The following is a 20,733-nucleotide window of genomic DNA, read 5'->3' on the forward strand; positions in this document are numbered from 1 at the left end:
CTCTTGGAACGGGGGATTTTTATGTTCTTATTCGAAAAAAAACGGCATACCCTCTATGGAAAGTTTACACCGTAAACTCTCTCTCTTGTAATTTTCACTCATTAATCACTTATCTGCTTGGATAAGTTTTCTTTCTCTTTTAATTCTTTGTATCGCTCTATTGCATGTTTGCGGCTCATTAGTATTTGCCAGCGGTATACCCAACAGGTGGTAAGGAAATAAATGCCGGCTTGCAACCATAAAGCTTTATATTCAAAAGCTACTTCACTAAGAGTAGCTCCCATATTATTGATTTTTACAAAGCCGTTAATTCCAAAGGTAGAGGGGAAGATGTAAGATACATACTTCCAAAACGGGGGAATAGCTGCTCCCGGCCAAGAGATTCCGGAAATAAATAACAAGGGGACTGACGTGAATACAAAAATCAGCATGCACGTCTCCCGGTTGCGGATAGCAATGGAAGCTGTCATGGCAAAGAAAATACAAGCCGCAAGGTAGGGGACAACAAATAATACTAATGAACTGGGTTGTCCGATCTGGTTGAGGCTAAACAATCTTGGAACCACATAAAGTACATAGAAAGCTACCAATATATAAACCAAGAAATAACTCAAGCCTTTTCCTAATACAATTCGTAGCGTTCCGTTGTAATGGCGGTTAATAGGTACAAGGTCTTTAAACCTGTTGTTTTCACGTGCTGTTCCCGCAGCGAGACCGATGCCGAGTAATAATGTTTGTTGGATAATCAATACTAGCACGGCAGGAATCAGGAAAGCGGCGAATCCGGCAGTCGGGTTGAAGATGGAAATCTCTTCATATTCGATCGGATAAGCGGTGATTTCATCCTGTCGGTCGGTTGTATTTCCACTGCGTGCAATCTTGATATCCTTATTCATATTCAGAGAAACCGCCGTGTTGGCAAGAAGCATCGATTTATAATACAACAACCCGCTCATGTCGCAATAGATGCTCACTTGTGTCTGTTTCCCTTTGGCGATATTGTCACTAAAATCCGAAGGGATATAAATGATGCCGTATGCACGTCGGTTTTTCAGCATTTGTTTGGCCTCTTCCATATCGGCACAGTAAGAGACGATTTGAATATCGGGCGTAGCATCTACCTTACGCAGATATTCGCGGCTAAGAGATGAATGTGAATCGTCTACAACAACAGCAGGAACTTCACGCACTACTTCATTATCATAGATGAAGCTATATAGCAACGGATAACCTAATGGGACGAGTATAAAGAATATCAGTACCCCCTGGTCGCGGAAAGTTGTCTGAAACTCCCGTTTCCAGATATAAAACAGGTCATTGATGCCTTGAGCTATCTTATCTTTTAATTTTATATCTTTCATTTAGGGTATATATTTATAGTAAACCAATGCTTCCTTCAGGCGGTGAACCACAAAGAAGGGGAGCATCATAAATATTAATAGTGCCATATAGTTGGTCCATGAGTAAGCCATACTGTACCCGTTAAGCGCCTGGTCGACATAAATAAGGAAATAGTGCCGCAACGGGAATAGATTGCTCAAAGCCTGTAAAACAGGATGCATAGCCATGACCGGGAATGAAAAACCGGAAATGGAGAACGATATGACTCCCCACAGGGAAGCAAAGCTTAATCCGAGTCGTAGAGTAGGCAGGGTTCCTATCATGACAATACCACAACATTGGGATGCCAGTACGAGACACAGCGTGGCAAATATCATTGGAAATATACCGCTGTTGCAAGGAAAATGCAGGAATCCATACAGGTATACATTATAAAATATCCCCATGATGAAAAAGACTACAGTGTGGGGAAGCAACTTTCCGGCCAATGCAATATAAATGGAGTTGTTACTCATTCGTAACCATTCGCGAGCCGTACGGTCTTTGATTTCTACGCCGATTGAATAAACAGTTACCATAAATATTAATAGCATGAGTACTCCCGGTATCAGTGTATTGCATAAGTATACCGAATAGTTCAGCCACGGATTATTCAGTGGGTGCGTGTCGATAACAATTGGTTGCAAATACGCCATAGCTTGATCCTCTGTTGCACCTTTGGCGTACAACATGGTCCTTGCAGCGGCTCCCGAAGTGAGTTCTCCCATCATTTTCATGTCTCTGAACAATAGAGAACCTGCGATCAGGTAGGAGTAATTGGTGTAGAAGGAGATTGTCGGTTGACGTTGGCTCTGTGCCTCTGCCGATAAACCTTTGGGAAGGTAAAAGAATCCATAGATTTTCCCCTCCTGCATGGCAATACGTGCATCTGTCACATTACTGTAATGAGCTACAATCCCTGTTTGTGAAAAAGCATCCAGGTTGCGGACAATATTACGGGAAGTAGACGAATCATCCATGTCTACTACTCCTGCTGGAAGATCCTTAGGAAGTCCTGAATCCATTAAGGTAGTGAAAAATATATAGCAAAACAGTGGCGCGATGACCATACAGAAGAGGTAGAGCGGGCGTGATACCAATCGCCGGCACTCTCTTTGCATGACCTGCCACAGGGCTATATATTTCTTTTCTCTCTCTTTCATGATTACTTGTCAATGATAACAGACATACCCGGACGGAGATTTTCTACCTTCTCTATCGGAAAAGCTTTCACTTCGAATGTTTTCAGGTCGAACTGTCCGGTTGTTTTGGTCGCTTTCCAGGCGGCATAAGTGCCTAAGTCTTTCAGATAATATACTTTGAGATTGATCTTTTTGTTATCCAAAGCAGGAATGACTGCCTCGAACTCCGACCCCATTGTTAGATTTTTGAGCAGATCCTCGCGTACATTGAATGTTATCCACATATCGTCGAGTTCAGCAATATTCATGATAGGAGCGCCGGTACCCACCAGTTCGCCTACTTTCGGGAAAATCTCTGAAACTTCTCCCGCAGCTGGAGCAATAAGATAAGTCTCCTTAATATATGATTCAACTTCGGCAACAGCACCTTTTGCCCGGTTTACCAAAGCTTCCGCAGCCATCTTATCTTCACGTTCCGCTCCGTTCTTTGCCATGGTGTATTGCGCTTTGGCTGCTTTTTCTGTAGCAATGCTTGCATCCCGTTGCGCAGTGACTTCATCCAATTTCTGTGCAGGCATTACTCCCTGCTCATAGAGATTCTTTATGCGTTGATATGATTTCTCGGCAATGGTGACGCCTGCTTGGGCTTTTTGCCACATTTCATAAGCTGCCTGGATTTGTTCCTGACGCGCGCCCTTGATTGCTTTTGCGTTTTGTGCCTGTGCGGCAGCTTCGGCAGCACGTGCCTGTTCCATTTTTGCCACTACGTCAGGAGCTTCCAAAATGGCCAGCGTATCTCCTGCATTGACACTTTGCCCTTCTTTCACGCGAAATTCCAATATACGTCCCGGAACTTTGCTCGAAACGCGATACTCGGTAACTTCAGCCTGCCCCTGTATGATTTCAGGACCTTTGCGAAGCATGAAGAAGCCAACGACTGCAACGATTGCAATAACTCCCAGTAGAGTAAGGAATGCAAGCAGCATATTGCTGTTTTGTGATTTTATAGGTGCCATATGATTTATGAATTATGATTTATGTTTTATGATTTATAGATTGTGAGTTGGTTAGGGATTGGGGTGTCTCTGATTGGGTCCTTAACTTTATTTTTTCGAATCTTATTTATTTCAGTGTTCCCAAAGACTTCTTCAGATAGATTTCTGTTAATTTCACATCTATTTGTGCGTCAATCTTTTCTGAATGGGCGGACAGCCATGCCGTTTGTGCTTCGAGAACATTACTGGTGGCAATCACTCCCTCTTTAAAACCAAGCGTTGCATAGCGCAGATTCTCTTCCGCTTTTTCCATGTTTTTGGAAGACATTACCAGTTTCTTTCCAGCCTCCTTTACCTTGAAAGCGGCTTGATTGACCTGCAACTCTATTTTTTCGCGTGCGTCCTGAAGCTGGTATTGTGCAATGCGGGCTTCGGCTTTTGCCGCTCTGGTTTTATAAATACCTTCTCCCCAGTGCCATATAGGTATCTGTACCATCACTCCCACATTCCACATGCCTTTGAATTTGTTTTCAAAGCTGTTGAAGACAGAAGGATTGGTTACCATATAATTCCCCATCAATGCGATGGAGGGAAGATGTTCGGCACGGGTTACGTTTACTTTCTGTTTATAAATCTGTGTCGCTAATTCGAGACTACGTATTTCCGGACGATTCTCATAAGCGGTAGATAAATCGAAATGAGGGTCTGTTGTCAGTAATGGAATATCTTCCATATTTTCATCTGCCAGAGTGATGGGTGAGCTAAGATCAATGCCACATAGTTGACACAACAACATTCGGGCAAGGCTCAATCCGTCTTCCACTTTGGTGAGTGTCATTTCCGCTTCATTAACCTTGACGCGTACAGATAAACCATCCGCTTTGGTGGCTACTCCTTCATTAATCATTTTTTCCACATCACCGTCCAGCTGTTGCAAGAGCTTTAAATAGCCTTCTGCCAACTTCTTCTTATTAACCAGTGAAATAACTTGCCAATAAGCCTGATCTGTACTCATGATTACTTCCTGCATGCCACCGTGGTGTTGTTCTTGAGCCAACTCTTCGGCATACTTTGTTATTTTGTTGTACGCCCGGATTTTTCCACCCATGTATAAAGGCTGCGTTAATGTAATGGCACCGGCATAAACATTTCTCGTATCTGTGCGGAGCGCATCCACTAGAGAGTTTCCTGCTTGGTCAAGAGCAGGCAGAACCGCCCCTAATTTTCCGCTTAAGGAGGAAATTAGTGGTGCCAAATCAGGATGTGCTGTTGCGATCTCGGTTGCGGCCTGTTGGATAGGGCCTGCCAGATTAGTTCCTAATCCTGAAAGCGCAGCTTTCTGGTCATTGTTCAGTAATGAAAACTCTTTCTGGTTTCTCATGTACGCTCCGGTTGCCGAGAAGTTGGGCAAATAATTCGTAAATGCGGCTTTCCGTTGATAATGGGCAGCATTTATTTTCTCATTGCTTATCAACAAATCTTTGTTGTTGGCAAGAGCTAATGCGCGGCAACTATCCAGACTTAGGAAGCTCTGCGCTTTTACTATAAAAGTGAAACTTAGCAGAATTGTCAGAAGAAATACTTTTTTCATCGCATCTTGCATATTAATAAGGTGATACTTCTATTTTAAATAACCCGATTCTCATGTAATTTGTTTATTGAAGTAGTCTGTTTTTTTGAACTTGTTTACTTAAACAATAATTGCATAAACAACGATGCAAATGTATGAGCTTTACTTGAAAGCGCAAAATGAATTAGCTTTTTTTAAAATATAGTGGGGTAGGATTCTGTAGAAAAGAAAGAAGGCTGTTCCTCGTAGTGAAGAACAGCCTTTCTTGATATATAAAGTAAGGGGATTAATTACAGAGCACCTACTTCTTTCAAAGCAGCGTTCGTTCCGTGAACAGCTTTTGCGCTAGCTGCGAACTTAGCTTTTTCATCTTCGTTCAGGTTCAGTTCAACGATCTTTTCGATACCGTTTTTGCCAAGAATAACAGGGACACCGATGCAAAGATCTGATTCACCATATTCACCTTCCAATAATACAGAACAAGGAACCATCTTCTTTTGGTCGTGAAGGATAGATTCAACTACGAATGCTCCTGCCGCACCCGGTGCATACCATGCAGAAGTACCCAGCAATTTAGTCAGCGTAGCACCACCTACCATAGTAGCAGCAGCAACTTCTTCCAGCTTCTCTGCAGAGATGAAATTAGCTACAGGCATACCTTTGTAAGTAGCGAAACGAGTCAAAGGAATCATAGTAGTATCACCGTGACCACCGATAACCATACCTTCTACTTCATTAGCATTGCAGCCGATAGCTTGAGACAAGAAATATTTGAAACGAGAGCTATCCAAAGCACCACCCATACCGATCACACGATTTTTCGGCAAGCCCAGAGCCTTCAATGCCAAATAAGTCATTGTATCCATCGGGTTAGAAATAACAACGATGATAGCGTTAGGAGAATATTTCAACAGGTTTTCTGCTACCGATTTAACGATACCAGCGTTCACACCGATCAATTCTTCACGAGTCATACCCGGTTTACGAGGAATACCTGAAGTAATCACAACAACGTCAGAGTTAGCGGTCTGAGCATAGTCGTTAGTGCAGCCTACCAATGTAGTGTCGAAACCCAACAATTGAGCTGTCTGCATCATATCCATTGCTTTACCTTCTGAAACGCCTTCTTTAACGTCCAGCATTACTACTTCGTCTGCTACTTCATTAAAAGCAAGTACATTTGCACATGTAGCACCTACGTTACCTGCGCCTACTACGGTTACTTTTGACATAATACTATATATTTAAAAAGTTGATAATTTGTTTTATCTTTTAGCGCGACAAAATTACAACGATAATCCTGATTAAAGAAATTTTTCCGTAATAATTTTAGTTAAAGGTCTAACTTCCCCATAATATAATAAGTATGGTGGGAAGTTGTTTTGGGTATGGTTATAAACCGAATGTAGTCATGGTAAGAATGTACTATTATGGCAAATGATTTATTCTGGTGTTTTTTATAATTGCTTGCCTATCCGGATTTACTTTGTTCGCTACTCTTACTTCGTTCCACTATAGTTACCCTTGCGTTCCACTATAGTCTCCTTTGCGTTACACTATAGTGGAACGCAAGGGTAACTATAGTAGAACGAAATAAGTGTGGGTAATGAAATTAATAATATTAGGCAACGACAGAAGTTTAACTGGTATCTTGGCGAAAAAAAGTGTTTGAGCGCTTTGTATCTGCTGATCTGAATAAGTTAGCAAGTAAATAAGTTAAAATTGTATGGATTAGCAGAGGGTTATGAAAAAACTCTCTGCTTTTCTGCTTGACTTCTGTTGCGAAATGATTACTTTTGCGCACGTTATCAATTCACAACTGAAACTATGAGTAAAAAAAGCCTTCTTATTGCGGCCGTGGCTGTCTTAGTGATAGCTATTATTGGTATTACTTATTTATTGTTTACCGAGAAACAAGCTAACCGGGAGTTAGTGCAGGAATTTCAATTAGACAAGGAAGAACTGGAAAACGAATATAGTCAGTTTATGCAAAGGTATGATGAGTTGAAGTTTACAGTTACTAATGACTCTTTATCACAATTGCTGGAACAGGAACAATTGAAGACACAGCGTCTTTTGGAAGAGCTCCGCACGGTAAAGAGCTCGAATGCGACAGAAATTCGTCGTCTGAAGAAAGAGTTGGCTACTTTGCGTAAAGTATTAGTAGGCTATATCAATCAGATTGATTCATTGGATAGGATTAATAAACAGCAGAAGCAAGTCATTGCAGAAGTAACACAGAAATATAATCAGGCTTCACAGCAAATCAGTAATCTTTCCGAAGAAAAGAAAAATCTGGATAAGAAAGTGACATTGGCGGCACAGCTTGATGCAACTAATATTCGTATCGAACCGCGCAATAAACGCGGCAAAGTGGCGAAGAAAGTGAAAGACGTGGTGAAATTGGCTATCAGTTTCACGGTCGTGAAGAATATAACAGCTGAAAACGGGGAGCGCACCATTTATGTACGTATAACCAAACCGGATAATGATGTGCTGACCAAAAGTGCATCCAATACTTTCCCTTATGAAAATCGTACACTGGTCTATTCTATCAAAAAGTATATCGAATACAATGGCGAAGAACAGAATATAAATGTATTCTGGGATGTAGAAGAATTCTTGTATGCCGGCAACTATCGTGTTGATATTTTTGAAGGTGGTAATCTGATAGGTTCTCAGACGTTTACGTTAAATTAATCTGTAATATATAATTAATGTAGGCTAACTGTCGAAATTTTCAGTTTATGACTATGTTAATATGAATGTCAGAAGAATTTACGCTTATTCTGCTATAGCTTGTTGTTATATATGACTGCTTTATCGGTTTAATGGTCGAGAAGCTATTTGCTGTGAATAGTTCTCTCCTTTTTATTTACCGTCTGCCGTCTGCCCCCCACATCATTTTGCTGCGGAGTGTATCGAAAAAGATATGATTAAAGCGTTTTACTACTTTTACGCTATAATCTGCCCGGCGGATAGTGAGTTGAGTTGTTTCTTTACAGGTTTCGCTCCGTCCGTCAATGGCAACGAGGAAGTTATGGCTCCGGCTTTCCACATCCAATGTGATTTCCCAGTCGTCACGGATAACGATAGGACGGACGTTGAGGCTATGCGGAGCTACTGGAGTAATGACAACGGTATTGGAATGAGGAACCATAATTGGACCGCCTACGCTCAACGAGTAAGCGGTAGAGCCAGTAGGAGTCGCAATCACCAGCCCGTCAGCCTGATAAGTGTTCAGATAGGCACCATTGATTGCTGTGCGAATACTAATCATTGATGAACTGTCCCGTTTGAGAATAGCAATTTCATTGAGAGCATAAGGAGAATCTTGAAGACGTTTCTCGTCACAGATAAGTTGGAGCACGCTTCGTTCCTCCACACTGTATCTTCCGGCTTGGATTTCATCGAACGTTTCTTCCATTTCCTCAGGAGAAATATCTGCCAGAAAGCCCAAACGGCCTGTATTAATTCCCAAAATAGGAATTCCTTTTCTCCCTACGCGACGGGCAGCTTTCAGGAATGTTCCGTCGCCTCCAATACTGATTACCATATCAGCGTCAAAATCATTTCCGTCAAACAAGTGATCGGCATGAATGTCCATTTTGAGCTCTGTAGTCAGGAATTGATAAAAGTCCCTGCACATACAGATTTCTGCTTTCTGTCTTCTCAATAGTTGGAACAGTCTTAGCGCATGAGAGGATTTTTTAGCCTGATAAGTATTTCCGAAAATGGCGAATTTCATAAGCAATATCATTAGTTCAGGATGCAAATTTGGCATTTTTTCTTGGATTTCTACTTTAAATAACCAAAAAAGAACCCATAATGCGTTTCGTATTATTAGGCAACTAATAATAATATTTGTATTTTTGCGGCAAATATAACGTAGAACTATGACTAAATTAAGTGTAAACATAAACAAGATTGCTACGCTCAGGAATGCTCGCGGAGGAAATGTCCCCGATGTAGTAAAGGTGGCGCTTGATTGTGAATCTTTTGGTGCAGACGGTATTACTGTTCATCCTCGTCCCGATGAACGCCACATTCGTCGTTCAGATGTATATGATTTGCGGCCTTTGTTGCGTACGGAATTTAATATCGAAGGTTATCCCGCTCCGGAATTTATTGACCTGGTGTTGAAAGTTAAACCTCATCAGGTAACTTTGGTCCCCGACGATCCTTCACAGATTACTTCCAATTCTGGTTGGGACACCAAAGCAAATCTGGAATTCCTGACTGAAGTTCTCGATCAGTTTAACAGTGCCGGTATTCGTACTTCCGTTTTTGTGGCAGCCGATCCTGAAATGGTGGAATATGCAGCAAAAGCAGGGGCGGATCGCGTTGAACTGTATACTGAACCTTATGCAACGAATTATCCGAAGAATCCGGAAGCTGCCATCGCTCCTTTTATCGAAGCCGCGAAGACTGCCCGTAAACTGGGTATCGGATTGAACGCCGGACACGACTTGAGTCTGGTTAATTTAAATTATTTCTATAAAAACATTCCTTGGGTGGATGAAGTCTCCATCGGACATGCGTTGATTAGCGATGCGTTGTATCTGGGACTCGAACGTACCATTCAGGAATATAAAAACTGTCTACGCTCATGAATGCAATGATCTTGTTAGCCCAAGGGGCTATGAATATGGCCGACTCGCTGGCTACTGCCAACCCCGTATTGACGGAGGTGAACGCTCCTGAAATGAACATGCTTGATATGGCTATCAAGGGTGGATGGATTATGATTGTGCTGGGTGTATTGTCAGTGATCTGTTTCTATATCCTGTTTGAACGTAACTATATGATTCGCAAGGCGGGAAAGGAAGATCCGATGTTTATGGAGCGGATTAAGGACTATATCCATAGTGGTGAGATCAAAGCGGCTATAAACTATTGCCGTACGATAAACACTCCTTCGGCACGTATGATAGAAAAAGGTATCAGCCGTTTAGGACGTCCTATTAACGATGTACAGGTAGCTATTGAAAATGTAGGTAATATTGAGGTTGCGAAACTGGAAAAAGGATTGACTGTAATGGCAACTATTTCCGGAGGTGCTCCGATGCTCGGATTCCTCGGTACGGTGACCGGTATGGTACGTGCATTCTACGAAATGGCGAATGCCGGAAGCGGAAACATTGATATCACTTTGCTTTCCGGTGGTATCTATGAAGCTATGATTACTACGGTCGGTGGTCTGATTGTCGGTATCATTGCTATGTTTGCCTACAATTATTTGGTGATGCTGGTAGACCGTGTGGTAAATAAAATGGAGTCTCGTACAATGGAGTTTATGGACTTGTTGAACGAGCCGGCAAAATAATAGGCTGATGGGATTAAAAAGAAGAAATAGAGTATCGCCCAATTTTAGCATGGCTTCCATGACGGACGTCATCTTCCTGTTGCTGATATTCTTTATGATAACCTCTACGGTAGTGTCGCCTAATGCTATCAAAGTCTTGTTGCCGCAAGGTAAGCAGCAGACTTCGGCCAAACCGCTGACAAGAGTGGTTATCGATAAAGACTTGAATTTTTATGCCGCTTTCGGCAATGAAAAAGAGCAGCCGGTGGCACTGAATGATCTGACTTCATTCTTGCAAAGTTGCGCGGAGAAGGAACCGGAAATGTACGTGGCATTGTATGCGGATGAATCGGTACCTTACCGTGAGATCGTAAGGGTATTGAACATTGCAAACGAGAATCATTTTAAGATGGTGTTGGCTACACGCCCGCCTGAAAACAAATAAGGAACAATGGACAGAAGAAAAAAGGGTGAATACATAGGAGCGCTGGGTGCACTGTTGGTGCATGTGGCAGTGATTGCTCTTTTGATTCTGGTGAGCTTTACTGTCCCCCAACCGGATGAAGATGCAGGCGGAGTGCCTGTGATGATGGGAAATGTAGACGCAGCAAGTGGTTTCGATGATCCCTCTCTGGTAGACGTGGATATCATGGATGAAGATGCGGCAGCACCTGCGGAAACAGTACCGGAACTTCCTTCGGAACAGGATTTATTGACGCAGACCGAAGAGGAAACAGTAACTCTGAAACCTAAGACGGAAGAGCCGAAAAAAGAAACGGTGAAACCTAAAGAGGTAGTCAAGCCGAAAGAACCGGTGAAGAAGCCCGAAAAAACGGAAGCGGAAAAAGCCGCGGAGGCGAAACGACTGGCAGAAGAAAAAGCGGAGCGTGAACGTAAGGCTGCCGAAGAAGCTGCCAAAAAGAGAGTGTCCGGTGCGTTTGGAAAGGGAGCGCAAATGACAGGAAATAAAGGAACAGCAGCCAGTGGCACGGGAACCGAAGGTAGCAAGGAGGGTAACTCTTCTACCGGAGCGAAGACCGGAACCGGAGGTTATGGAACATTTGATCTTGGCGGACGTTCTTTAGGTACGGGCAGTTTGCCGAAGCCTGCATATAATGTGCAGGAAGAAGGACGTGTAGTGGTGAATATCACCGTGAATCCTGCAGGGCAAGTGATATCGACCAGCATTAACCCTCAAACGAATACGGTAAATTCCTCTTTGCGTAAGGCAGCGGAGGACGCAGCGAAAAAAGCCCGTTTTAATACGATAGATGGGGTGAATAACCAGACAGGGACAATTACCTATTATTTTAACTTGAGATAGTATCATTAACCAAATATATTAAGCATTATGGGAACTGTATACGCTTTTTTTGCAGATGGTTTTGAAGAAATTGAAGCCTTTACTGCTATTGACACGTTGAGACGTGCCGGACTTAATGTAGAAATCGTATCCGTTACGCCGGATGAAATTGTAGTGGGGGCACATGACGTATCCGTCCTTTGCGATATCAACTTCGAGAATTGCGATTTCTTCGATGCTGAACTATTGTTGTTGCCGGGAGGAATGCCGGGAGCTGCCACACTTGACAAGCACGAAGGGTTACGTAAATTGATCCTTGATTTTGCCGCAAAAGGTAAACCTATTGCTGCCATTTGTGCTGCTCCGATGGTGTTGGGTAAGCTGGGACTGCTGAAAGGAAAAAAGGCTACCTGTTATCCGAGTTTTGAACAATATCTGGATGGTGCAGAATGTGTAAATGAACACGTTGTACGTGATGGAAACATCATTACCGGTATGGGACCGGGTGCTGCCATGGAATTTGCTTTGACAATCGTTGACCTGTTGGTAGGTAAAGAAAAAGTGGACGAACTGGTAGAAGCGATGTGCGTTAAACGCTAAACCGCCCATGAAGAAATATGTAATCATTGTTGCCGGTGGAAAGGGCTTGCGAATGGGAAGTGACCTCCCGAAACAATTCCTTCCCATGGGTGATAAACCTGTATTGATGCATACCCTGGAAGTATTCAGGAGATATGACGAAACACTCCGAATCATAGTAGTGCTTCCGCGGGAACAGCAGGACTTTTGGAAGCAACTTTGTCAAAAACACAGCTTTGCGGTGGAACATACCCTTGCCGATGGAGGTGAAACACGTTTCCATTCTGTAAAGAATGGTCTGACACTGGTGCAAGGGCCGGGGCTCGTAGGAGTACATGATGGTGTACGTCCGTTTGTGTCGGTAGAGGTGATTCGCCGTTGTTATGACTTGGCAAACGTGCAGAAAGCGGTGATTCCTGTGGTGGATGTGGTAGAGACACTTCGTCATCTGACAGATGCCGGTAGTGAAACGGTCAGCCGGAATGATTACAAGCTGGTGCAAACTCCGCAGGTATTCGATGTAGAGTTGTTGAAACAAGCCTATGCGCAAGAATTTACTCCTTTCTTTACAGATGACGCTTCCGTTGTCGAAGCAATGGGAATGCCTGTGTATCTGGCAGAAGGTAACCGTGAAAATATAAAAATAACGACCCCTTTCGATTTAAAAGTAGGGAGTGCTCTTTTATAAATGTTTGATTTAGCCACACGCGACATAAAATTTATCTCCGGTGTAGGTCCTCAAAAAGCCGCTGTATTAAATAAGGAGTTGGAAATCTACTCCTTGCACGATTTAATTTATTATTTCCCTTATAAATATATTGACCGGAGCCGCATCTATTACATTCACGAAATAGATGGCAATATGCCGTATATCCAGTTGAAAGGAGAAATTCTCGGTTTCGAAACCATTGGCGAAGGACGTCAACGTCGTTTGACGGCTCATTTTTCGGATGGTACAGGAGTCGTGGATTTGGTGTGGTTTCAAGGCATTAAGTATATCTTAGGTAAGTATAAACTACACGAGGAATATATCATCTTCGGTAAACCGACAGTTTTCAACGGACGTATCAATGTGGCGCATCCCGATATAGACAAGCCGGAAGATTTGAAACTTTCTTCGGTGGGATTGCAACCTTATTATAATACAACGGAGAAGATGAAGCGCAGTTTCCTCAACTCTCATACGATTGAGAAGATGATGGCAACAGTGATTCAGCAAATACAGGATCCTCTGCCTGAAACACTTTCTTCCAAATTGTTGGCGGAACATCATCTGATGCCTTTGACGGAAGCTCTCCGGAATATCCACTTCCCGACCAATCCCGATGTACTTCGCAGAGCGCAATATCGCCTTAAGTTCGAAGAGCTGTTTTATGTTCAACTGAATATCCTCCGCTACGCCAAAGACAGACAAAAAAGATATCGTGGATACATCTTTGAAAAAGTGGGAGATGTATTCAATACATTTTATGCAAAGAATCTTCCTTTTCAACTGACAGGTGCACAGAAACGGGTATTGAAGGAGATACGGAACGATGTCGGCAGTGGCAGGCAGATGAACCGCCTTTTGCAGGGAGATGTAGGAAGTGGGAAAACACTGGTTGCCCTGATGAGCATGCTATTGGCGTTGGATAATGGTTACCAGGCTTGCATGATGGCGCCCACTGAAATCTTGGCGAACCAGCATTATGAAACGATCAAAGAACTGCTCTTTGGCATGGATATCCGTGTCGAACTGCTGACGGGTTCTATTAAAGGCAAAAGGCGGGAAGCGATTCTGACCGGATTGCTGACCGGAGATGTGAAGATATTAATAGGAACGCATGCTGTTATTGAAGATACTGTCAATTTCTCTTCTTTAGGTTTCGTTGTTATCGACGAACAGCATCGCTTTGGTGTGGCACAACGCGCCCGCCTTTGGAGTAAGAATGTTCAACCTCCACATGTACTCGTGATGACTGCTACCCCGATCCCACGCACTTTGGCAATGACATTGTATGGTGATTTGGATGTGTCTATTATTGACGAACTCCCACCCGGAAGAAAACCGATTACTACCATCCATCAATTTGATAACCGCCGGGAAAGTATGTACCGTTCGGTGCACAAACAAATCGAAGAAGGGCGTCAGGTCTATATTGTCTATCCCCTGATTAAAGAGAGCGAAAAGATTGATCTGAAGAATCTTGAAGAGGGATATCAACATATTCTGGAAGAGTTTCCGAAATGCACGGTTTGTAAAGTGCATGGCAAAATGAAACCGGCCGAGAAGGATGAGCAAATGCAGCTTTTTGCTTCGGGTAAAGCGCAGATCATGGTTGCTACTACCGTCATTGAAGTCGGAGTAAACGTTCCGAATGCTTCGGTGATGATTATTGAAAATGCAGAACGTTTCGGGCTTTCGCAGTTACATCAGTTGCGTGGTCGGGTAGGACGTGGGGCGGAACAGTCTTATTGTATTCTGGTGACGAATTATAAATTGACGGAGGACACCCGGAAACGATTGGAAATCATGGTGCGCACCAATGATGGTTTCGAAATAGCGGAGGCTGATTTGAAATTGCGTGGTCCCGGTGATCTTGAAGGTACACAGCAAAGCGGTATCGCTTTCGATTTGAAGATTGCGGATATTGTTCGCGACGGGCAACTGTTGCAATACGTTCGTGCCATAGCTGAAAGTATTGTGGAACAAGACCCTGCGGCACAGAATCCCGAGAATGAAATCTTGTGGAGACAGCTTAAAGCCTTGCGGAAAACGAATGTTAACTGGGCTGCCATAAGTTGAAAAACGGTTAAACATGCAGTTTATTTGCGTAAATGTGTTGCAAAACATGTTTCGCCTCTATTCTCCCTATTTATAGGAGTTTAACGCCTCAATTGCCCCCTCTTCTCGTACTAAGCATCTGAAAAATAGTTAATGACTCTCTTGCCATTTCATAGGAAAATACTACCTTTGGAGGAATTTTTTTAGTAAATGTATTGTTTAACCATTTGCAAAGTCGAGTATTATGCTTGAAAAAACGCTGGTCATTTTAAAACCGTGTACCCTTCAACGGGGATTGGTTGGTGAGATTACTCATCGCTTTGAACGTAAAGGATTGCGGTTGGCTGGCATGAAGATGATGCAACTGACTGATGAATTGTTAAGTGAACATTATGCCCACCTTAGCGGCAAACCTTTCTTTCAGCGTGTGAAAGATTCGATGATGACAACTCCTGTCATTGTTTGTTGTTTCGAAGGTGTGGATGCTATTCAAACAGTCCGTACGTTGGCGGGACCAACTAATGGACGTTTAGCTGCCCCAGGCACCATTCGTGGGGATTACAGTATGAGCTTTCAAGAGAATATCGTTCATACTTCCGATTCTCCGGAGACCGCAGCTATTGAATTAACGAGATTTTTTAAACCGGGAGAAATATTCGATTACAAGCAGGCTACATTCGATTACCTGTATGCAAACGACGAATATTAATTGAATTGACAAAGAAGGAATGAATTTTAGCATTATTAAAACAGGATTGGTCGCTGTTGCGGCTATGGTCAGTCTGAGCTCTTTCTCGCAAGACCTGATTGCCCGCCAAGCACCGATAGACAAAAAATTAAAATCAGTAGACTCTTTGGCATTGCAGAAGCAAATCCGTGCCGAACAGTCCGAATATCCCGCCCTAAGTCTTTATCCGAACTGGAACAACCAGTATGTGCATGCTTACGGAAATGCTATTATCCCCGAAACGTATACAATCGACCTGACAGGTTTCCATATGCCAACTCCAAGTACTAAAATTACTTCACCTTTCGGTCCTCGTTGGAGAAGAATGCATAATGGATTGGACTTGAAAGTGAACATAGGTGATACTATTGTAGCAGCTTTTGACGGTAAAGTACGTATCGTAAAATATGAGCGTAGAGGATATGGAAAATATGTCGTTATCCGTCATGATAATGGATTGGAAACTGTGTATGGTCATTTATCAAAACAATTGGTTGAAGAAAACCAATTAGTGAAAGCCGGAGAGGTAATCGGATTGGGTGGTAACACCGGACGTTCTACTGGTTCGCATCTGCATTTTGAAACCCGCTTCTTGGGAATTGCAATTAATCCGATTTATATGTTCGACTTCCCGAAACAAGATATCGTTGCCGATACTTATACGTTCCGCAAAGCAAAAGGCGTGAATCGTGCAGGTTCTCATGATACTCAAGTGGCTGACGGCGCAATCCGTTATCATAAGGTGAAGAGTGGCGATACATTGTCCCGCATTGCTAAATTGCGTGGCGTATCAGTTAGTACACTTTGCAAGCTGAACCGTATTAAACCGACTACTACCTTGCGCATCGGACAGGTTTTGCGTTGTTCATAAAACAATATAGCTTATAAAACAGTAATACAATATCTTTAGAAGAGGGCACTTTAATATAATTTAGAGTGCCCTCTTTCTGTTTTTACTTAATTATTGTTACCTTTGCGCACTATTTGGAAGAAGATGAAAGATACCAAACAACAATTTGAACATGTCATCGCTTTATGCCGTGACTTATTTTCCAAGAAGCTGCACGATTACGGTCCTGCATGGCGTATCCTGCGTCCGGCTTCGGTGACTGACCAGATTTTTATTAAAGCCAATCGGATTCGTAGTATTGAAACCAAAGGAGTGACCCTGATTGACGAGGGAATCCGTGCAGAGTTTATTGCGATTGTCAATTATGGCATTGTCGGGCTTATCCAGTTGGAACTGGGTTATGCCGAATCTGCCGACATCAGTAATGAAGAAGCGATGGCTTTATACGATAAGTATGCAAAAGAGGCATTAGAGCTGATGCTTGCCAAGAACCATGATTATGATGAAGCCTGGCGGAGCATGCGTGTCAGCTCTTACACGGACTTGATCTTGATGAAGATCTACCGTACCAAGCAGATTGAGAGCCTGGCCGGCAATACATTGGTGTCAGAGGGAATTGATGCCAATTATATGGATATGATTAATTACTCTGTTTTCGGACTGATTAAGATAGAATTTGAAGGATAAGAACTTACATATCATTCAGGAGGTGGTGGCGAATACGTGTCGCTTTCTTTTGGCGGCATCGTTCATCTTTTCCGGATTTGTAAAGGCAGTTGATCCGCTGGGTTTCCAGTATAAGATACAGGATTATCTGACTGCATTCGGAATGGCTTCCTGGTTCCCTTCATTTTTCCCTTTATTGGGAGGTATCATTTTATCCGCCGTTGAGTTTTTTATAGGTATCTCTTTGTTTTTTGCAACGAGAAGAACATTGGCTACCTCATTGGCTTTGATGCTGATGATTTTCATGACACCACTGACTTTGTATCTTGCCATCTTTGATCCGGTTTCGGACTGCGGTTGTTTTGGTGATGCTTGGGTGTTGACGAATTGGGAAACATTTGGAAAGAACATCATTTTGCTGTTTGCGGCAATAATGGCTTTTCGTCACAGAAGGATGCTGATTCGTTTTATCAGTGTGAAGATGGAGTGGCTGGTTTCTCTCTATACGCTATTTTTCGTGTTTACTTTGTCGTTCTATTGTCTGGACCGTTTGCCTGTTTTAGACTTTCGTCCTTACAAGATCGGAAAGAATATTCTGGAAGGAATGACAGTGCCCGAAGGAGCCAAACCAAGCGTATATGAAAGCATCTTTATCTTGGAGAAGAACGGTGAGAAGAAAGAATTTACGTTGGATAACTATCCGGATAGTACCTGGACATTTATCGATACACGTACCGTCCTTAAGGAAAAAGGGTATGAACCGGCTATTCATGATTTCTCTATGATAGATCTGAATACGGGGGAAGATATCACAAACGATGTATTGACAGATATAGGATATACTTTCCTGTTGGTTGCCCATCGCATTGAAGAGGCGGATGATAGCAACATTGATTTGATTAATGAGATATATGACTATTCGGTGGAGCATGGCTACAAATTTTATTGCCTCACTTCTTCACCGGAGGAACAGATAGAATTGTGGAAGGACAAGACAGGAGCCGAATACCCTTTCTGCCAAATGGATGATATTACTTTGAAGACGATGGTTCGTTCCAACCCGGGATTGATATTGATTAAGAACGGAACAATTCTGAATAAATGGAGCGATGAGGATATACCGGATGAATACGTACTGACGGACAAACTGGAGAATCTGCCGCTAGGAAAGCAGGAAGTGAGCAGTGACGCTCATACGGTAGGATATGTCTTCCTGTGGTTTGTTATTCCGTTGTTGTTAGTGCTTGGGGTGGATGTTTTAGTCGTTCGCCGCCGAGAACGGAAAACCGCGAAGCGGAAGCAACAAGAAGAGATGAAAAGCAAAGAACCGGAAACAAAGAATCAAGGAATAGAAGAACAAGAATAAGAATAAGAATAAGAAATAAATGATAACGAGCGACCCTCTGTAACGAACACTAACCTGAATCGTTCAATCGTCAATCGTCCAATCGTAAATTTATTAACCCTTTAAAATAAAAAACAAAATGAGAAAGAACATTGTTGCAGGAAACTGGAAAATGAACAAAACCCTTCAAGAGGGTATCGCTTTGGCTAAAGAGCTGAATGAAGCATTGGCTAATGAAAAGCCTAACTGTGATGTTATCATCTGTACTCCGTTTATCCACCTGGCTTCTGTTACTCCGTTGGTAGACGCAGCTAAGATCGGTGTAGGTGCTGAAAACTGTGCAGACAAAGCATCAGGTGCTTATACTGGTGAAGTTTCTGCTGAAATGGTTGCTTCTACTGGTGCAAAATATGTAATTCTGGGACACTCTGAACGTCGTGCATACTACGGTGAAACAGTTGCTATCCTTGAAGAAAAAGTAAAATTGGCTTTGGCTAACGGTCTGACTCCGATTTTCTGTATCGGTGAAGTGTTGGAAGAACGCGAAGCTAACAAGCAAAACGAAGTAGTAGCTGCACAGATGGAATCTGTATTCTCTTTGTCGGCTGAAGATTTCTCTAAGATTGTATTGGCTTACGAACCGGTTTGGGCTATCGGTACAGGTAAAACTGCTTCTCCTGAACAAGCACAGGAAATCCATGCTTTCATCCGTTCTATCGTAGCCAACAAGTATGGCAAAGAAATCGCAGACAATACTTCTATCCTTTACGGTGGTAGCTGCAAACCTTCTAACGCTAAAGAACTGTTCGCTAACCCGGACGTTGATGGTGGTTTGATTGGTGGTGCTGCTCTGAAAGTATCTGATTTCAAAGGTATCATTGATGCTTTTAATTAATTGATAGTTGAATAAATGATAGTTGATAGCTGTTATACAGTATAGCTTGGCTATCAACTATCGTTTATCATTCTCAATTATCATTTTCCAATTGCCATTTATCAATCATCAACTATTAACTATAATGAAGGTTTTACTTACCCTATTGTTTGTCTTGGCAGCTACCTTTGTGCAAGCGCAAAGTATCGTCAAGAGTCTGGAACGTAACGTTCCGGGACAAGGAAAGGTGACTATCCATCAAGATCCTCGCATTGAGGCTTTGATAGGTATGGAACGTCCTGCAACAGGTGAACGGAAAGTAATAAAGACTTCCGGATTCAGAATACAGGCGTATGCCGGTAACAATACTCGTCAGGCTAAGAATGATGCTTATCATGTAGCATCACGCGTTAAAGAGTATTTTCCTGAATTAACGGTATATACTTCGTTCAATCCACCTCGTTGGCTTTGTCGTGTAGGTGATTTCCGGAGCATTGAAGAGGCGGACGCAATGATGCGTCGGTTGAAGTCTACCGGTGTGTTCAAAGAGGTTTCTATCGTAAGAGACCAGATCAATATTCCTTTATAATTGTATCATGTTAGAAAAAGAAGAAATTGTTTCTCCGAATCTGGAGGAGTTGAAGAGTCATTATCGTAGTATTATAACTTTGTTGGGTGAAGATGCCGAACGGGAAGGGTTGCTGAAAACTCCGGAACGGGTGGCTAAAGCAATGTTAAGCTTGACGAAAGGGTATCACATGGATCCTCATGAAGTGCTTCGCTCAGCTAAATTCCAAGAAGAATACAGTCAGATGGTGATTGTGAAAGATATCGATTTCTTCTCTCTTTGTGAACATCACATGTTGCCGTTCTACGGGAAGGCACACGTGGCTTATATTCCTAATGGCTATATCACCGGGTTGAGCAAGATAGCCCGTGTAGTCGATATATTCTCTCATCGCCTGCAAGTGCAGGAACGCATGACGCTGCAAATCAAAGAGTGTATTCAGGAAACACTGAATCCGTTGGGTGTAATGGTGGTAGTGGAAGCCAAACACATGTGTATGCAGATGCGTGGTGTAGAAAAACAAAACTCTATTACTACTACTTCAGACTTTACTGGGGCTTTTAATCAGGCAAAGACTCGCGAAGAGTTTATGAATCTGATTCAACACGGGACTTTGTAGAGAAAAACTTGTAAGAAACGCTATTTTGTTCCGGTACCGGGGAAGG

At 42.7% G+C, this 20,733-nt stretch carries 21 protein-coding genes; 15 read left to right on the plus strand and 6 right to left on the minus strand.

Going from position 1 to position 20,733, the window contains the following annotated elements:
- Window positions 1-101 precede the first annotated feature (101 nt).
- The 5 genes from GD631_RS08380 to mdh form a co-directional block, all read right to left on the minus strand.
- On the minus strand, window positions 102-1,361 hold the full coding sequence (locus tag GD631_RS08380; protein WP_008020474.1) for an ABC transporter permease: 1,260 nt from the start codon (window positions 1,359-1,361) through the stop codon (window positions 102-104).
- A complete protein-coding gene (locus GD631_RS08385) occupies window positions 1,362-2,543 on the minus strand; it encodes an ABC transporter permease (protein WP_143259026.1) in 1,182 nt (393 codons plus the stop codon). It lies immediately after the preceding gene.
- Between the two features lie 2 nt (window positions 2,544-2,545).
- Window positions 2,546-3,538 carry an HlyD family secretion protein gene (locus GD631_RS08390; protein ID WP_143259027.1) on the minus strand — a complete coding sequence of 331 codons (993 nt, stop codon included), beginning with the start codon at window positions 3,536-3,538 and terminating at the stop codon, window positions 2,546-2,548.
- A gap of 106 nt (window positions 3,539-3,644) precedes the next feature.
- Complete coding sequence (locus tag GD631_RS08395; RefSeq protein WP_143259028.1) at window positions 3,645-5,108, minus strand: TolC family protein; 1,464 nt, start codon at window positions 5,106-5,108, stop codon at window positions 3,645-3,647.
- Between the two features lie 269 nt (window positions 5,109-5,377).
- Window positions 5,378-6,319, minus strand: coding sequence for a malate dehydrogenase (gene mdh / locus GD631_RS08400; RefSeq protein WP_004297234.1), 942 nt, complete (start codon window positions 6,317-6,319; stop codon window positions 5,378-5,380).
- A 595-nt stretch (window positions 6,320-6,914) separates the two neighbouring features.
- Here mdh and GD631_RS08405 point away from each other — a divergent pair.
- A complete protein-coding gene (locus GD631_RS08405) occupies window positions 6,915-7,787 on the plus strand; it encodes a DUF8429 coiled-coil domain-containing protein (protein WP_143259029.1) in 873 nt (290 codons plus the stop codon).
- Window positions 7,788-7,962: 175 nt separating this feature from the next.
- Here GD631_RS08405 and GD631_RS08410 read toward each other — a convergent pair whose 3' ends face one another.
- Complete coding sequence (locus GD631_RS08410) at window positions 7,963-8,871, minus strand: NAD kinase (protein ID WP_143259030.1); 909 nt, start codon at window positions 8,869-8,871, stop codon at window positions 7,963-7,965.
- A gap of 112 nt (window positions 8,872-8,983) precedes the next feature.
- Here GD631_RS08410 and GD631_RS08415 point away from each other — a divergent pair, with 112 nt between their 5' ends.
- The 14 genes from GD631_RS08415 (at window position 8,984) to folE (ending at window position 20,687) form a co-directional block, all read left to right on the plus strand.
- Complete coding sequence (locus GD631_RS08415) at window positions 8,984-9,700, plus strand: pyridoxine 5'-phosphate synthase (protein WP_004307837.1); 717 nt, start codon at window positions 8,984-8,986, stop codon at window positions 9,698-9,700.
- Window positions 9,697-10,413: a MotA/TolQ/ExbB proton channel family protein gene (locus tag GD631_RS08420; RefSeq protein WP_143259031.1), complete on the plus strand. Its 717-nt coding sequence runs from the start codon at window positions 9,697-9,699 to the stop codon at window positions 10,411-10,413. Before GD631_RS08415 ends, GD631_RS08420 begins: the two co-directional genes overlap by 4 nt.
- 7 nt (window positions 10,414-10,420) lie before the next feature.
- Window positions 10,421-10,837 (plus strand): ExbD/TolR family protein, encoded by a 417-nt coding sequence (locus GD631_RS08425; RefSeq protein WP_004305499.1) that lies wholly within the window; start codon window positions 10,421-10,423, stop codon window positions 10,835-10,837.
- 6 nt (window positions 10,838-10,843) lie between these two features.
- Window positions 10,844-11,716: a cell envelope integrity TolA family protein gene (locus tag GD631_RS08430; protein ID WP_143259032.1), complete on the plus strand. Its 873-nt coding sequence runs from the start codon at window positions 10,844-10,846 to the stop codon at window positions 11,714-11,716.
- A gap of 27 nt (window positions 11,717-11,743) precedes the next feature.
- Window positions 11,744-12,295 carry a DJ-1 family glyoxalase III gene (locus GD631_RS08435; protein ID WP_004307840.1) on the plus strand — a complete coding sequence of 184 codons (552 nt, stop codon included), beginning with the start codon at window positions 11,744-11,746 and terminating at the stop codon, window positions 12,293-12,295.
- A gap of 7 nt (window positions 12,296-12,302) precedes the next feature.
- Window positions 12,303-12,962 carry a 2-C-methyl-D-erythritol 4-phosphate cytidylyltransferase gene (locus GD631_RS08440; RefSeq protein WP_143259033.1) on the plus strand — a complete coding sequence of 220 codons (660 nt, stop codon included), beginning with the start codon at window positions 12,303-12,305 and terminating at the stop codon, window positions 12,960-12,962.
- Window positions 12,963-15,059: an ATP-dependent DNA helicase RecG gene (gene recG, locus GD631_RS08445; protein ID WP_143259034.1), complete on the plus strand. Its 2,097-nt coding sequence runs from the start codon at window positions 12,963-12,965 to the stop codon at window positions 15,057-15,059.
- A gap of 223 nt (window positions 15,060-15,282) precedes the next feature.
- Window positions 15,283-15,747, plus strand: a complete 465-nt coding sequence (gene ndk, locus GD631_RS08450; protein ID WP_143259035.1) for a nucleoside-diphosphate kinase — start codon at window positions 15,283-15,285, stop codon at window positions 15,745-15,747.
- Window positions 15,748-15,766: 19 nt separating this feature from the next.
- A complete protein-coding gene (locus tag GD631_RS08455; RefSeq protein ID WP_143259036.1) occupies window positions 15,767-16,636 on the plus strand; it encodes a peptidoglycan DD-metalloendopeptidase family protein in 870 nt (289 codons plus the stop codon).
- A gap of 123 nt (window positions 16,637-16,759) precedes the next feature.
- On the plus strand, window positions 16,760-17,302 hold the full coding sequence (locus tag GD631_RS08460) for a DUF1599 domain-containing protein (protein WP_015532310.1): 543 nt from the start codon (window positions 16,760-16,762) through the stop codon (window positions 17,300-17,302).
- Complete coding sequence (locus GD631_RS08465; protein ID WP_143259037.1) at window positions 17,292-18,647, plus strand: BT_3928 family protein; 1,356 nt, start codon at window positions 17,292-17,294, stop codon at window positions 18,645-18,647. The genes GD631_RS08460 and GD631_RS08465 overlap by 11 nt, the downstream gene beginning before the upstream one ends.
- Before the next feature lie 118 nt (window positions 18,648-18,765).
- On the plus strand, window positions 18,766-19,521 hold the full coding sequence (gene tpiA, locus GD631_RS08470; protein ID WP_004297259.1) for a triose-phosphate isomerase: 756 nt from the start codon (window positions 18,766-18,768) through the stop codon (window positions 19,519-19,521).
- A 124-nt stretch (window positions 19,522-19,645) separates the two neighbouring features.
- Complete coding sequence (locus GD631_RS08475) at window positions 19,646-20,089, plus strand: SPOR domain-containing protein (protein WP_143259038.1); 444 nt, start codon at window positions 19,646-19,648, stop codon at window positions 20,087-20,089.
- A 7-nt stretch (window positions 20,090-20,096) separates the two neighbouring features.
- Window positions 20,097-20,687, plus strand: a complete 591-nt coding sequence (folE, locus tag GD631_RS08480; RefSeq protein ID WP_004324710.1) for a GTP cyclohydrolase I FolE — start codon at window positions 20,097-20,099, stop codon at window positions 20,685-20,687.
- The last annotated feature ends 46 nt before the right edge of the window (window positions 20,688-20,733 follow it).

Source organism: Bacteroides luhongzhouii (assembly GCF_009193295.2).
Taxonomy (GTDB): Bacteria; Bacteroidota; Bacteroidia; order Bacteroidales; family Bacteroidaceae; genus Bacteroides; species Bacteroides luhongzhouii.